The organism is Microbulbifer maximicatervae (SeqCode) (assembly GCF_056232625.1).
Window position 1 is genome coordinate 1,962,584 of sequence record NZ_CP174324.1, and the last position, 14,921, is coordinate 1,977,504.

Consider the following 14,921-nt stretch of genomic DNA (forward strand, 5'->3'; position numbering starts at 1 on the left):
ACAGCCAGTCAGCAAAGAATGTCTACACGGTCAAAATACGCCGCCCCAGCTATATACTTTTGTACGTCTTCATGGTGGAATTTCTGGCGGAAAAACAGGCAGCCGCACTCAGGAGGAGAAATAGGTGATCAAGGAAAGTAATATGCCCATTTTTCCCCTTTCACCATCTACAGCTACCACCTCGGATAGAGACTCAACCCAGGTCTATGAGGCCTTACGTAAAAGTGAGGAGCGCTACCGGGAGCTGGTGGAGCATGCAAACTCGATCATAATGCGATGCGATCAACACGGCCGTATCACATCCTTTAACGAGTACGCTCAACAATTATTTGGCTATACCGAAGCCGAGATTATTGGCAGGCACTTAATTGGTACGATTGTTCCCGCCAGCGAAACGAGCGGCCGTGACCTGCGGCAATTGATAGATCGTATTTGCCAGTTCCCAGAGGAACACCGTTACAATATTAATGAAAACATTACAAAGTGCGGGAAGCGAGTATGGATCGCCTGGACCAATAAAATTATCTCAGATGAGAAGGGAGATCCCGCGGGAATTCTCAGTATTGGTTCGGATATCACTAAGCAGCGGTTGCTGGAGGAAGAGCTTCGGCAAGCTCAAAAAATGCAAGCTATCGGTGAGCTTGCCGGCGGTATTGCCCACGACTTCAACAATATGATTCATGGAATCAATGGCTATGCTGAAGTTATTCGACAAATTTCCACCGATGCCAGAATCAACGAGTATACCAACCATATACTGACTACTGCCCGCCATGCCGCAGAGCTGACCAAACAGCTACTCACTTTTGCCCGCAAGGGAAATTATCAACTTAAGAGCTGCAATACCCACGAAATCATTCGCGATGTTTGTGCAATGCTAACCCGCACTATTGATCGAAGAATCGAGATTGATCAGCAATTAGATGCAAATCGTCCACATATTGTGGGTGACCCTGCTCAACTCAAGAGCGCTTTGCTAAATATCGGAATCAATGCCAAGGATGCTATGCCCTCTGGTGGCTCACTGAGCTTTGTCACTGCCAACATCACCATAGAAAAATCGGCTTCTATCGCCGATTTTGAGATCCAGCCAGGCCAGTACCTATTAATAACGATTACCGATAATGGCACTGGTATGTCTGACGAAGTGCGACGCCGTATCTTTGAACCATTTTTCACTACCAAGGAAAGTGGACGTGGTGCTGGACTGGGCCTTGCCGCAGTGCACGGCACCATTCATTTACATAAGGGCGCTATACAGTGTCAGAGCCGTGAGGGAATTGGCAGCAGCTTTAAGCTATACCTGCCAATTTCCAAGCCCCCAATCAAAAAGAGAACTTACCAAGCCAAGAAACTGGCTCGCGAGCGCAAATTGCGTATTATGGTTGTCGACGATGAGGCAATTGTCCGCACCTACTCCAAAGCCCTGTTCGAAATGAACGGCCATAGCGTCGTTACCTTTGCGACAGCAGAGCAGGCAATAACTTACTATCGAAAATATAGTGATGAAGTAGATTTGGTCCTGCTGGACATGATTATGCCCGGCATGGATGGGCAAGAATTGTTCGCCTTTCTAAAACGGATTAACCCCGAAGTGAAGGCTATTCTCTCCACCGGTTACAGCGTGGATAGTAAAGTTCAGGAAGTAATTTCTGATGGGGTGCTAGATTGCATCCAGAAACCATTTACATTCGAGCATCTCAGTAAAAAGATTGAAGAGATGATTGCCAGCGGAAAAATAACTCTCCCCAGGTAACAAAAAAGTTCTATCTGAATCGCCGCAGCCGACCTAGCTGACAGCTACGTCACAGAGTTCAGATACCAGTTAGTTAGCTGATGGAGTGCCCCCTATGATAATCGGTTGTAAAAAAGTGAAGTGATAAATTAATCAGGAAAAGGCTACACAAAAGCAGCTCAAGCGGAATTTCCCATTATTTTAGTGTTTGCAGACTCCCACAAACCAAAATCAATCGATATGTCATTACCTTCCTGCTCGGTGTAATCTCGATAGTTTTGAAGCCGATGCTTTCTTAGTGGTATGTCACAATTTTGCCGCTACGGTCCCCTTCCCCACCAATCTTGTCAGCTTGGTGTTCTCGTCTCCTATTTCAGTGGACACAGTCTCCACGAAGCGTACCATGCCCGCTAAAATTGCTGCGTTATAGTGCTCTCCACTTGCCTCAAGCTCTTCAACGGCTGCGTTCATATCCTTGAGAGCCATAGATGCTTCCAGATCCCACTCCTGCAGCTTGGCGAGACTTGCCCTGGCAGATGCCACTTGCTGTTCATTCACTCCGTCTTGAGTCGCCGCAAGACTTGCTTCCCGGACGGTTTTTATCTCAGCATCATATTTACGAATAGTAGTCAGGGAACGGCGAACAATACTGTTCAACTTGATAACAGTATCCCGCTCAAATGCGGCCTTGATATCGTTGCTAGCCAGTGCCACTGAAGCAGGTGTTTTTGCGGGGTGGATAACGCTTTCAACATTCGGTGCCGACTCCTGTTTACCTACCCAGACCTTCTCGTTTTCGACTGGCTCTTTGAGAGTGTGCGTAGCTAAAAACCCAAAAGCGATTATTCCGAACACTGCCACTGCAATATATCGTTTGCTATTCATACGGTGAGTTACCTTTGGTATGGCCGCCCCTTACGGAGCGGCACCTGATGGAGAGTGAGAATTTAGCTCATAGCGTAAAAATAGTTTACCTGCGAGTCCTTGATCTACTAATCAGGCTAAATGCTTCGACGTTGTTCATTAAATTCTGCGCGATCTGCTCGCCCATGACTTGGCCTGCAATATTGTCAAAGTCCCAGTGCACTCCGTTATAAATGCGGCTGAGGCCATTTTCCTGTTGAGCGGCGGTATAGGATTCAAAACGGACAGGTACCAAAGGCCTCGGTGTATCCGGCGTGAAAGGGTCGAAGCCTTCCCCATTGTATTCTTCCGATACAAAAGTAAAGGGCTGGTCTCCAAACATACTGCGCATAATCTCGAAGGTGGAAGCACCGAAGGTAGCATGACCCGATGGGTAGGAGGGGAACGGCGGTGTTGGCCTAATCGCAATGGTGGTATTGATGACTGACACCCCTACCGGCAACCACTGCTCATCCTGCAAGGTCGATGGGTTGTCGTCATCGATGCGAATACCGGTAACCGGTCTCCAGTAATTGTAATAGTATTTACTGTCCCACGCAGCGATACCAGAATCCGCCAGCCCCACATTGATCAAAGCAAAATACCGGGCCAGATCCAGCTCATTCTCGACTTTGTTATCCAGTGCTGCCTGCAGGGCGATAAGGTTATATAGTCTCGGGGGAATGCCCAATAACGGTACACCGTCATATCCCCAGTAATTCCCGATAAATCGTGTCTCTGCTGTGGATGTCGATGGGGTAATAGTATTGGCTGGGGACCCGCCGAGGGCCGCCACTTCCTCATAGGCTTCGGCATATTCCTCAGACGTAATTGTAGGCGGAATCGGACTGCGGAATTGATCACCTGAACTTAGTGAAAAAGGTGTCACACTGCCCCAATAGGCTCCGAGAGCCACGGAATCGTGGCCAACTGGATCCACGGGATCAGGCTGCCATTCTCCCGGTACCGTAGCACCCGTGTTGACCGATGTAGAGTGATAGGTGTCATCCCCATCCGCGACAGCGCCGCCCTCACCATAAGCGGGCTCCAAGTGGTCGGCCTTATCGTTGCTTCGCACCGCGAGCATGGCCGCAGCGGCGGCTTCGCCGATCACTTGGCCCTTGGCAATTCTTTCGGCACTATCTCTTGACTGGTCGAGGTCGGATTGCAGTAATTCCTGCAATCGCTCTGCCTGATCGGGGTAGAGTGCGCGCAAGGTTTCGTAAGCGGCGTAAGCGATAGCTGCATCTTTGGATGCATCTCTGGTGTCGAGCACACCGAGATCATTATAAGGTTGATATTTACCGTCAAAGGCGTTCAGAGCGTCAAACACAGCAGTTTGTACGATGGCGAATGCGCGACTGGACCGGGTAGGCCCCCCCTGGTAGAAATCCACTTCACCGGTATCAGGGTCGGGAGTATGATCGATAGCCGATGAGTCGAGCATCGTGTTGAACCAAAATACAACACGATCTCTAGGTCTATTAAGCTCACCAGACTTCCCCGATGTCCGCTCAAGCCGATCAAGTACACCTTTGGAAAGAGTTGATCTGCTGGTTTCTCCTAGATAAGCACTGGTTTGTCCCTTGGGCTGCTTACCCTTCGTCTTCTGAGCTTGTACAACATCCGTTGCCAGTAATAAGCCGGCTGCTAAAAAGCAGGCTGATGTTTTTAAAAAGATATGGTTCATTGTATTACGTCCTTAGATATTAAAGGGCGCGCTGAATCAGTACATCTATCAGTGGCCGTAAGTATGCTTTCGTAAATCGCATCAGGCTGTAGAAATCATGCCGAGTAATATTTCTCGCAAGTCTCTGCTTGCAAACTACAAACCTGCCCCCTATGTTGATCCCTACCGCTTCATATCGATTAATTTCATACATCCCTATAGCCATGGCGCCGATAATGAAGAGAAGGCCAAACATCAAAATGGTTCTCTTATCAGGTAGTTATTTTTTAGATGCTGAGCCAAGCTGAATACGGCTCGCTCTCCCATTTCCTGCTACTAAGGGAGACAAATTTCTCAACAAATTGCGGACAATGGACCTGCATAAAAGTGCTAGATAAAGGTTTTTCAACCAGAGCGAATATAATTTTAAAATTAGCGATCAGACGCTGTTTCCCGCATCGACAATTTACCCATCGGCAGCCTCTTCATCACTACGACTAAAAGTCTTTGATCTAACCTCAAACAATACTCCAGCCTTAAACAAGCACATAAAAACGGATTGATTGACTACCGATGCTAGTTTGGATTTTTGTAAATTCATCTCTTTACCTGTTATTCAACCTTGTCTAATTTCCCCATTTGAAACAGGTTAGTATTACCTGGCGAGGCAAACCTCGAATATAATAATTATTACAAATCTATAGACCACGGTTTATCAACACGGTTCCTGACAATTATTTTCATAAATTTACACACCCATTAAATTCAAACCAGCGGAATTTCCCACCACAAGAAAAGCTTAAACAACCAATTCCCAACCAAAAACCCAATACTAAAAAATATTAATAAATACGTAACTACAATTAACATCTAAACGCGAAAATCATAGCCAGCACAACAAAAACAAAGTCGTCATACGCAAGGCCCTGAGCATCCGAAACAATTAAATTGCCAGTAGATGACAATTCACAGACAGTGCTATGAGAAATATACTCTTGAGATCACACACATACAAAACCTATAGAAGCACCCTCCACTCTCACGCTATTAAGGCAGTAAAATAATAAAATACATTGCCCATTCGCTATGACCCAATGTAAACACATCTTAAGGGATTAACAATTTTCTATGAAGACAGTTAGACTTTTAGATCAGCACTTAGACTGGGCAAATATTTTACCGTCCAGTTTCAGTAACTATTGCCCCTAAAATACTCTATCTACTCAACTAGATCTTACTTGGAATGGCAGGCGACATAATCCAGAACTTCAATAACCAAGCCTAAAAAAGCAACCGCCAATACCTATTTCTAGCTCCATAACTAGCCGGTATTTTTCGATCGAAATCACCGATATAGATATGAAAAATTAGGCGTGCAAGCTAACTGTTGAGCCATTTTTGACCCCATAAAACGGACATAGTGCAGAAATGGAGATTGATCATTGTTCGTGGAGCCATCCACTAACAACGCTTGATTATCTCAACCCAGGAGCAGAGGGCTGATTAGGAGTGGAGAAATATGCCTGTTCATCTAACAGGAGAGAGCGAGATTGGTGTATCACAAGAAGTAATACACCAGATAGGTTAATAAATCTTTCCGACTTCAGAAAACCATGCTCTTAGATTTAACCCAGTTCAATCACCTACCGAAAGGTAGGTGATTGAATTTGCTAGTTACTGACAGGAGCTCTCTTCCCAAAACTGCGGAGCAGCAGATGGAGACCACCAATTTGGTCCATAGGTTGAGACATAAACTTGGCCGCCGAAGGTCACTCTATCTCCAACCTGGTAACCGTTATCACCCGCGTAAGGCTGCTGGAACTCAGGGCAGGAAACTGCAGAGCTATCGTCTCCACTATTGCTATCAGAGCTATCATCGGAACCGTTATCAGAGCTATCGTCTGAACCATTATCGGAGCCATCACAGGTAGTTTCATTCCAGAATTGCGGCGCGGCACTCGGCGACCACCAGTTTGGCTCATGTGTAGATTCATAAGCAACATTGTCATAGATAACTACGTCGCCAATCGAGTAACCTGGATCACCGCCATACTGCTGCACAAACGCTTCACAGCTGGAATTGCCGGAATTTCCAGAATCGCCATTGTCTCCACTATTATCCGAACTATCATCACCGGAATTATTGTCATCATCGGTAGAGTCATCATCCTGGTCTTGAATAAGCTCATATCCAATTTCAACATTTTCTAAACTGCTACCTTCTAACAAGTAGATACTGTTGATGCCATATAGAGGCTCAAAGCTGCTGCTACCATCATAATCACCGGCGCGGATGCTGCTCTGTTCCTGGTTAATCAGCTCAGCCAGATCATGAGACCAGTTTTCAGCGATACCCTGTTCATCTGAGGCAATTTCCAGAACAGTAGAGTATGAGGAGTTCTCACCGGAGCTATCAAATACACGAGTGTAAACTTTATCGCCCACATTCAGGTCTTGAGTTGGGTTAATAGTGCCCCCAACACTCCAGTCAGTATTGACAACATTATCACCGTCAAACTCGACATCGATAACGTTATAGAAGGCATTAACCGTATCACCTACATCCCACACAGCAAGAATTACATGGTAGCCTTCACGTTCCGGCACCTGACACTCGTGTGTCGTATTTACCGCAGGCTGCTCATAGTTGCCATCAACCTCACAGAATGGATCCAGATCAAATTGGTCACGGGTCAAAACCGCATTTGGATTCCAACCTTCTTTGGTAATGTAATATTTCCAGTCCCGGGTTACATGATTGGCGGTAAAGCGCCATTTAAAAGTTTGCCAACCGGAGCTAATATAATTCTTAACCCAGCGATCTGAGGATTGCTCATTTAATTCTGACCAAGAGCTATCTCCTGCACTGGCTATCTGCCCATCAGCAGGACCACTTTCAGGAAAACCTTCATTCCCTTCAATACTTTGCGGTTCCCATTGAACAGCACCGCAGTCAACATTCATCTCTCCTGTATCGAGAGCATATTTACACAAGGTTCCACGAGCGGATGCAACACCACCATCAGCGGCCTCTACATAGCCGTGGCTAAGTGCATTTGAACTCATACCGGCCAGTGCTATTGCCATCAGGGCGCTATTTAATACGGGTAGTTTAATTGCAGATGCTAGTTTGGTTTTTCGTAAAATCATATCTATGCCTGTTATTCAATTTCGTCCAACCTCCTTCCCCAGCTGAACCAGGTCCTTATCCTGATTACACATATTCGATGTGTAATGTTGGCGACAGAATTATGGACCGCTACTTAACAGCACGGTTCCTGACAATTATTGATATAAATTTACAAACTTCAGAAGATCACCAGCGCACCATTTTCCCTTAAAAATAATATTAAGGGGTATTATTTTTCAATAAAGAATAATCAATTAAAAAATAGGACGAAAAAACTACAGCGACTCCTAAAATAGAGAACAGGCAAACCTTTAACAGGATGAGAAATTTCACAGACGATTTTTAACTTAATACAAGTCCCCATACCCGTTAATTATCAATAGATGACACCCTATCTCACGAACAACCCCCTATTACAATTCAAAATAGATAAGCCTGACTGCCTTAAAACCATAAATTTCTCGATATTACCTACCCGCAAAAGTTGCTAGTAGGGCGGGAATTGGCAGCTACCCCAACCTACGAACACGTATTTCATCCTGAGAAAAAACCTCTTTACATATCAAAGAACTATCGCTGTCACCGCTTTTTTTAAACTGTCACTGCAAGTGTTTTCCTGGCAACAAATACCACTGGAGACCAGTAAATTATTCCCATGAGTAAATTACCACTGGGATAAAAGACCTATATTCGCTCACCTCTGTCTACACTGGAAAAGAACCCGGATGATTTTGAGTTTCCCTAACCAATCATTTTCTTGTAGTCACCATTCGTAGTAGGAAAGGTAGGATCAGGGATGATGTTGTACTTGATTATCCGCAGGCTCGGCCTGTGTCTGTTATTTTCTTCTCTTTTGCTTCCAGCCTGGTCTTTGGCTGAAACGGCAACAAACCCGGATAAACGGTGGGCTGCAATTGTTGGAGCCGGCCCGGGATTTTCCAATCGCCGCAATGAACTCACCCAATATCGCCTTGCCATATCCAAGGACCTGCCCTGGCAGTGGTCTCTTGCTGAGAAATGGACGCTCAAAACGCGACTGGAGACCAGTTACTTTGAATGGCGATCCGGCCTGGACGATGGCGATCCAGACGTCTCCAAACGGGGAGAGGATTTAGTTCACGGTATGTCAGTGAGCCCGGTATGGAGGCTTGAGTACCTACCCCAGTGGGACAAGCCTATCTTTCCCTACTTCGAGTTTTCCGTGGGGGCCAGTTACATTACTGAGTCCAATATTGTGAGTAAAAACACAAATCACACAACTCTGGGATGTCATTTCCAGTTTGAGGATCGAATTGGATTGGGCTCTGACTTTGGGAGTGAGCGCCGCTGGGGAGTCACAACTTACGCACTGCACTACTCAAATGCAGGAACCTGTTCTGAAAATTCCGGAGTGAATTTTTTTGAGCTGCGGCTGCACTATAACTTTTAAAGAAGAGGATTGAGCAGGCGCCGGCTTGATGTCAGCGCCTGCAGTCGTTGGCGGGCCCTAGAGGATGATATGTGGCAGATAACGGCTCATATCCTGGGTAATCAGGTTTGAATCTTCCCGGATGGATATTCCCGCTGCCAGGTCATCAACGAGCCAGCTTCCCACCAGAGTATGGTTCTTTCCAAACTTGGGGAGAGGATGCAGAGCCTGATAGATAAATCCTTCTTGCCCATAGGGGCCATCGGATAGCAAAGTGGTATCCGCCCCTTTTACTACTGAAATATTCGCCCCTTCTCGTGAAAAGATTGGCTTCTTAACTAATTCCGGGAAATCCGCAGCCTTGTCCAGCTCATCCTCAAAAAAAGAGGGAAGCAGATTCGGGTGCTCTGGAAAAAGCTTCCACAACATTGGCAGTAGCGCCTTATTGGAAATAATCGCCTTCCAGGGCGGTTCCAACCAACGGACATTGCTTCCTGCCAACAGGGTCCCAAACTCCTCCCGGAGCATAAATTCCCATGGGTACAGCTTAAACATCCAGGTAATTACCTGATCATTCAAATCGGTAAACTGACCCACTTCATCCCGACCAATATCTTCGATAAAGACAAAATGATTATTGATCCCCGCTTCGGAGGCACAATCCTGTAAATATTGAACCGTGCCCCGGTCCTCTTCCGTATCTTTACAGCAGGCGAAATGCAACTCCCGCCCCGGGGTCAGGAACTGTAAATCATGGAAGCGGTTAACCAGCTTTTCCTGCAGGCTATTGAATTGATCAGACTGTAGCGGCAGAGACCTGCGATCGACATTGTCCTGCAGCCACAACCACTGCCAGAAGCCGGTTTCATACAGAGAAGTGGGAGTATCAGCATTGTTCTCATAGAGCTTTGCCGGCCCCTGTCCGGAATAGGCAAAGTCCAGGCGAGAATAGAGACTGGGGTCGCCGTTACGCCAGGATGTTCGCACAAAGTCCCAGTGCTGCTCGGGTATACAGAACCGCCTCAGCAACTCCTCATCCTCTAGCACACGGGCAACGACATCCAGGCACATCTGGTGAATTTCTTCAGTGGGATCTTCAATGTGCTTTTCTATCTGCTCCAAAGAGAATTGATAGTAGGCGCTTTCATCCCAGTAGGGTTCGCCATACATGGTATGGAAGTGAAACCCAAACTCCTGCGCTCGCTCTTGCCAACGCGGGCGCTCACCAATCGGCAACCTCAGCACAAATCAACCTCCCCAGCCGCGCGAACCACCACTGCTGGAGCGACCCCCTCCCCAGTTGGATTTGGCCGATGCCACTGCACCAAAGCCTCCACGGGAAACAGTTTTGGTAACTTTAGGCTTAGGCGCCGTAGCGCTTTTATCCACCTTATAAGATGAACGGCCATAGTCGCCAATGATACCGCCGTCAGCTGTCATCAGCTTGTCGCGGTAACGGGAGCCTGAATAGCGGTAGACCGGGTTGTAGTAGCCATAGTTGTAGTGGCGATCCCTGTCATTGAGCATGGAGCCAACCATAAAGCCCGCCATCAGAGGCATCCAGACGCCGCTACTGGTCTCTTGGCAGCTACCAAACTCAGCCTCACACTGAGAGAGACGAGAATACTTGGGCCCGGTGCGCTCAGCTTCCTCAACCGCGCGCTGATAAGCTGCTTCACATTGAGCTTCGTCCAGCTGGGTATTGGCCACACAGTCATCTACTGAAGAGACAACTTTAACTTCCTCATCTGAGGAGCAACCGACCAGGGCAGCCGCTACACCTAAGGCAAGTGGGCGCAGTAAAAAATTGGAGCCACCGCCCTTGCGCATCCTTGCCAGGTTAATATTCTTGGTACGCTTCATTACCACCCCCAATTAGTAGCTCATGCAAGCCGCATTCAATACGCCAACAGCGATTGTAGTTGCAGCCAACATAACACCGGCACTCACCTCTCCATCTTCGATGCGCTCAACAATACGCGGCATAAATCCAAAGCGGATAATGGCAAAAGCAATTAACTGGGCGATCAATGCAACCAGGGCCCAGATGGCGAAATCGACAATAGAAATAGAGTTACTGGCAGCACCACCTACGGCAATTGCAAAACCCAAAACAGCGCCACCAAAACCTATGGCGGCAGCCGTATTCTTATCTTCGCGGATCAACTTCCACTCATCGTGAGGGGTCACCAGTGCGTATAAAAATTTAAACGCGATCAAAAGTACCAGCGACAGGCCAAAGTAGGCCGCAAAATGCAAGATACCAGTCAGTAAATCATAAGGCTGGTCCATTAAATATCTCCTTATTATCCGTGTATTGTTATTTGTGAGGGGGTCAGAGTAATGCCGGTGCTAATCACCAAGCTGCGGCTCAAGTAGCCTGCATCCTCTTCTTTCTCTTCAGCTGAGAGAAAAAGGGATTCGGTTTGCTGATCAGACAATTCGCGCTCAAAAAGCATGGTGAATTGATCCGTTACTGAATAATCACCATCTTCATCGTAAGTCTTCTCGGCCATATGCACTGGATTGTGGTAGTCCCCTGCTGCGGTCCATACACGGCTATAAGAGCGATCCTGCAGGTGGTAACTGGGTGCGCCAATATCACTCTTTAACAATTTATTCCAAGCCTGCTCCGAACCAACATCCAAAGTATCGTAAAAATGGAACAGCTTTACATCGACAACATGCTCATCCCGCTGACCGCCCTCAGCAATCACTTGCAGCCAGGCATCATCATCAGTGTAAAAGCGATAAATCCAGGTACCATCTAGTTCGACAACACCGGCCGCTTTAATGATCTGGGTCGGTGAACAGGATTCAATGGTCAGTTCATCGAGTATCAGGCGAATAGCCAAAGGGTCCAGCTCAAAACTCGCCCCCATTCGCAAGCCCATAATTTCTGGAGTCTTGACCTTTGGAGCGTCCTTTCCCTTTATTTTATTTATCAGTTTGGTAAACATGTACCAACACCTTCTTCATTACTTTTTATATCGAAACAGCTTTTTTCATCGAGCCGCTTTGCAGAGATATAATACAGCATGTCACCCTCGGTGACCTGATCGGTAAGCCCCGGGTTCACATCAATTTTAACCACGCCCTTTCTACGTACCGCAATTAAGGTCGCGGAGAGATCCCGCTTGAAATGGTCAAATAATTCACCGACAGGAAGAGGCTTTTCACCCCGATATTCAACGCTGTATTGGGTCATGCCGTAAGTGCTATCGAGCAACTGTCGGTGCAATCTTGCAGAACCGGGGTCAAGCGAGGATTTTGCCAACATCTCTACAGCGACAGAGGGAATACATTCGATATTGGGACAGTGGGCACGGAGCAATTCACCCACATTTTCATCTTGGAAATAAGCCGTTTTATGGCTGTTCGGGCTGAGCTTGTCGCAGAATAAGGCGGTTGTAAGGGTTACATCATCCAGAGGGTTGTCGATAATAATTCGAGCGGCATCGGCCAACCCTGCCCTCTGCATACCTTCCCCGTGGGAAAACGATTCCACCCGGACAAAATCAATCTTACCCGGCATCGGATTTTCGATATCGGCTTCAACACAGAGGACAATCTCTGCTGCGCTACCGTTTGTTTTGGAGAGTAGCAACTCAATCAAGCGGAGCGTTCTGGTACCGTTCCAGCCGATAATTACTGTGTGATCAATATGGTTTGTCATACGCAAGCCCTTCTTGCCGCGATGCACAAATTCTGAAACCGCAAAGCCAATTCTTGTGACCACCATGGCAAACAGGCTGAGGCCCACTGGGATCACCCAAGCGGCAACTACGACTTTACCCTCAGGGGTTACCGGGGAGAAATCGCCGTAACCTACTGTCGATGCGGTAACGACCAACCAGTAAAAGAAATTCTCGCCCGCGACAATATCAGCTTCACCGGCAATTTTGAGCAGCCAATAGGAGATGAAAACATAGCTGCCTACAGCTATGAGAATGGTGGTTACATTGGCCCGAATGAAAAGCGACGCCAGAAGGCGTCGCACTCGATAAAGCAGCACTGTGTTAAGCCTTTTCGCGGCCCGCTAACAGTTGAGCCAACTTATCGCTGCCACTTTTCTGGCCGCCGGGCTTGATGCCCGCCGCTTTCAGCTTGGCATCCAGGCTGGAACCGGTTTCCTCTGAAGCCAGCTCTTCCGCAGCTTCAAGCTCAGCAGCACGCTGCTCCTGCTTGTTTTTGATGCGATCCAGGCTGTCCAGCGCTGTTTTGATCTTGCTATTCGCACCCATGTGGCGGGAAGAAACCGCTACCTGTGCTTTTTGAACAGACTCAGTCGCTTTGATCTGGTCAATCTGCTGCTCCATACGGCGCACATTGGTTTTTGCCTGGGTAATATTACCTTTCAGGGTGCTCTCTGAACTCAGGAATCCATCCAGGATGCTGCGCTCAGTTTCCAGCTGGCTTTCCAGCTCGGTAACACGCTCTGCACACTCAAGAGCGAGTTCGTTATCGCCCTTTTCACTCGCGTTGATTGCGTGAGTGCTATAGGTTTCAACGTCGGCTTGCAGCGCTTGGACCTTACTCTCAGTAAGTTTGCGCTTCGCCATGATTTTGGTCAGGTTTTCATCGCAAGCTTTCAATTCTTCCTTCGCCTCGCGTAATTCTTGGTCAAGAATACGAATCGATTGGCTATCCGCTACTGCTTCTGTTCCCTCGTTAACTGCACCTTTCAAAGCAGTCCAAATTCTCTTAAGGCTCATGCTACACCCTCCGTTTCAAAATGATCGGCAAATAAATCCAGGAAGTCACCCACATTGGAAAACAGGGTCTCAACCTCCTCGATAACAACTTCGTCCTTGCTGGACACCGACAGAGCACCGAAAGCGACGTAGTAGTTCTCACCACCAATATTCTTAATCGCAATGGCTGTCAGGGGCACCAGCTGATGTGTTTGCAGAACCATTTCATTGAGCGCTGCCACATCATCTACCTGGCTCACGGGAAACAGAATGCTCTCTACAACTATCTGCTTCTCGCCAACATAGACAAACGCATCGACGCCTTCATCGTTGGAAATACTGAGGCAATCCCCCTCAGATTCGACCACCCATCCGGAGTGGTTTTCCGCCAATTGGCGCAGGTTCTCATTGTTCCAGGTCATCTCAACTCCCTCGCTGTGGAATATTGGTCACAAATATAGCACCAAAAAATCTGCGGTCAATAACTTATTACAAACTAATGTTGCAAATAATACACACAAAGATAATATTTACCACATTGGTGATAGTGAATAGGACGGAGTAGAGCCCATGGACCACAAGCAAAGCCTGAGCAACCAGCAAGCACTGACCCCTTACAAGCAGGCAATTGCTCGCTATGTGCGCGCATCAATGGCACTAAAGGGCATGCGTTACGGGGATCTCGCCCAAGCACTGGCCGAGAGAGGAATTTCAATGACACCGGAAAACCTGCGCAGCAAAGTCAGCAAGTGCATGTTTTCAGCAGATCTGCTGGCAGCCATCATCGATGCCATGTCGGTGGAGGACAGCGCCATGCTTGAAATCCTCAAACAGGCCCGTGAGCTGCAAGATCGAGGACTCTATGCCGAGCAGGAGAAAAGCTAACACGCCACCTCCTTGGACACCAGTACACGCGATCACACTTTGACTCCGTCGTCAGTAATCAAGCTTACCCGCTGAAGAACCGGGGTATCCACGACTCACCTGCACAGCTCCTTTACAGGTGAGTTAGTAGTGATGCAATTTGACGACTGGCTCACCATTACCACACTTTCCGACAACCTCAGGCTCTGAAAGCTTGGCCCCTGCAGGAATAATCTTATTCGTTGGCCACCAAACAAAGCAGGCATACCTGAAATTGACTGCCCAGTTACAGTAGAGGCGTCCGTCCTCTTCCTCATAGAACCGCGCCTGACAGAAACTTAAAGTGGGACTTCGCACCCCTTGAACCTGCTGGGGATCAGCCAAAGAAACTTGCACTCCGGCAATTGCAACCACAGAGAGGGAGAGAATCAGCAACCAGGATTTCATAGATCTACTCTGGAATTTTGCTCAAATCTCCTTGAAGACTAGCAGCTGCGGCGTAACTTTCATCTCTGAGC

14 protein-coding genes are annotated in these 14,921 nt (G+C 47.6%); 3 read left to right on the top strand and 11 right to left on the bottom strand.

The window, feature by feature from the left end:
* The first annotated feature begins 124 nt into the window (after positions 1-124).
* Positions 125-1,756 carry a hybrid sensor histidine kinase/response regulator gene (locus ACJJI6_RS08535; protein ID WP_444896735.1) on the top strand — a complete coding sequence of 544 codons (1,632 nt, stop codon included), beginning with the start codon at positions 125-127 and terminating at the stop codon, positions 1,754-1,756.
* A gap of 285 nt (positions 1,757-2,041) precedes the next feature.
* Here the strand turns inward: ACJJI6_RS08535 and ACJJI6_RS08540 are convergent, their stop codons facing one another.
* The 3 genes from ACJJI6_RS08540 to ACJJI6_RS08550 form a co-directional block, all read right to left on the bottom strand.
* Positions 2,042-2,620: a hypothetical protein gene (locus ACJJI6_RS08540; protein ID WP_475713140.1), complete on the bottom strand. Its 579-nt coding sequence runs from the start codon at positions 2,618-2,620 to the stop codon at positions 2,042-2,044.
* Positions 2,621-2,705: 85 nt separating this feature from the next.
* Positions 2,706-4,328 carry a vanadium-dependent haloperoxidase gene (locus ACJJI6_RS08545; RefSeq protein WP_444957287.1) on the bottom strand — a complete coding sequence of 541 codons (1,623 nt, stop codon included), beginning with the start codon at positions 4,326-4,328 and terminating at the stop codon, positions 2,706-2,708.
* Positions 4,329-5,981: 1,653 nt separating this feature from the next.
* The gene (locus ACJJI6_RS08550; RefSeq protein WP_475713141.1) at positions 5,982-7,457 is read right to left on the bottom strand and encodes a lytic polysaccharide monooxygenase; all 1,476 of its coding nucleotides are present in this window, start codon (positions 7,455-7,457) and stop codon (positions 5,982-5,984) included.
* A 776-nt stretch (positions 7,458-8,233) separates the two neighbouring features.
* Between ACJJI6_RS08550 and ACJJI6_RS08555 the strand changes: the two genes are divergently transcribed.
* A complete protein-coding gene (locus tag ACJJI6_RS08555; protein WP_282933394.1) occupies positions 8,234-8,866 on the top strand; it encodes an acyloxyacyl hydrolase in 633 nt (210 codons plus the stop codon).
* A 57-nt stretch (positions 8,867-8,923) separates the two neighbouring features.
* On the opposite strand, the gene ACJJI6_RS08560 is transcribed toward ACJJI6_RS08555, so the two are convergent.
* Genes ACJJI6_RS08560 through ACJJI6_RS08590 form a run of 7 tightly spaced genes read right to left on the bottom strand, consistent with a single transcriptional unit; the run spans position 8,924 to position 13,961 of the window.
* Entirely contained in the window at positions 8,924-10,090 is a 1,167-nt protein-coding gene (locus ACJJI6_RS08560) for a glutathionylspermidine synthase family protein (protein WP_475713142.1), read from the bottom strand.
* 3 nt (positions 10,091-10,093) lie between these two features.
* Complete coding sequence (locus ACJJI6_RS08565) at positions 10,094-10,708, bottom strand: DUF1190 domain-containing protein (RefSeq protein ID WP_282933397.1); 615 nt, start codon at positions 10,706-10,708, stop codon at positions 10,094-10,096.
* 12 nt (positions 10,709-10,720) lie between these two features.
* Complete coding sequence (locus ACJJI6_RS08570; RefSeq protein ID WP_282933398.1) at positions 10,721-11,137, bottom strand: DUF350 domain-containing protein; 417 nt, start codon at positions 11,135-11,137, stop codon at positions 10,721-10,723.
* 14 nt (positions 11,138-11,151) lie between these two features.
* Positions 11,152-11,805 carry a YjfK family protein gene (locus ACJJI6_RS08575; protein WP_413665198.1) on the bottom strand — a complete coding sequence of 218 codons (654 nt, stop codon included), beginning with the start codon at positions 11,803-11,805 and terminating at the stop codon, positions 11,152-11,154.
* Positions 11,790-12,860, bottom strand: a complete 1,071-nt coding sequence (locus tag ACJJI6_RS08580; protein WP_413665197.1) for a potassium channel family protein — start codon at positions 12,858-12,860, stop codon at positions 11,790-11,792. The genes ACJJI6_RS08575 and ACJJI6_RS08580 overlap by 16 nt, the downstream gene beginning before the upstream one ends.
* Positions 12,861-12,864: 4 nt before the next feature.
* Positions 12,865-13,560 carry a PspA/IM30 family protein gene (locus ACJJI6_RS08585; protein WP_282933401.1) on the bottom strand — a complete coding sequence of 232 codons (696 nt, stop codon included), beginning with the start codon at positions 13,558-13,560 and terminating at the stop codon, positions 12,865-12,867.
* Positions 13,557-13,961, bottom strand: coding sequence for a DUF2170 family protein (locus ACJJI6_RS08590; RefSeq protein ID WP_108732689.1), 405 nt, complete (start codon positions 13,959-13,961; stop codon positions 13,557-13,559). The genes ACJJI6_RS08585 and ACJJI6_RS08590 overlap by 4 nt, the downstream gene beginning before the upstream one ends.
* A 148-nt stretch (positions 13,962-14,109) precedes the next feature.
* Between ACJJI6_RS08590 and ACJJI6_RS08595 the strand changes: the two genes are divergently transcribed.
* Complete coding sequence (locus tag ACJJI6_RS08595) at positions 14,110-14,424, top strand: DUF6471 domain-containing protein (RefSeq protein WP_108732688.1); 315 nt, start codon at positions 14,110-14,112, stop codon at positions 14,422-14,424.
* A gap of 123 nt (positions 14,425-14,547) precedes the next feature.
* On the opposite strand, the gene ACJJI6_RS08600 is transcribed toward ACJJI6_RS08595, so the two are convergent.
* The gene (locus ACJJI6_RS08600; RefSeq protein WP_282933402.1) at positions 14,548-14,850 is read right to left on the bottom strand and encodes a hypothetical protein; all 303 of its coding nucleotides are present in this window, start codon (positions 14,848-14,850) and stop codon (positions 14,548-14,550) included.
* Positions 14,851-14,921: the final 71 nt, after the last annotated feature.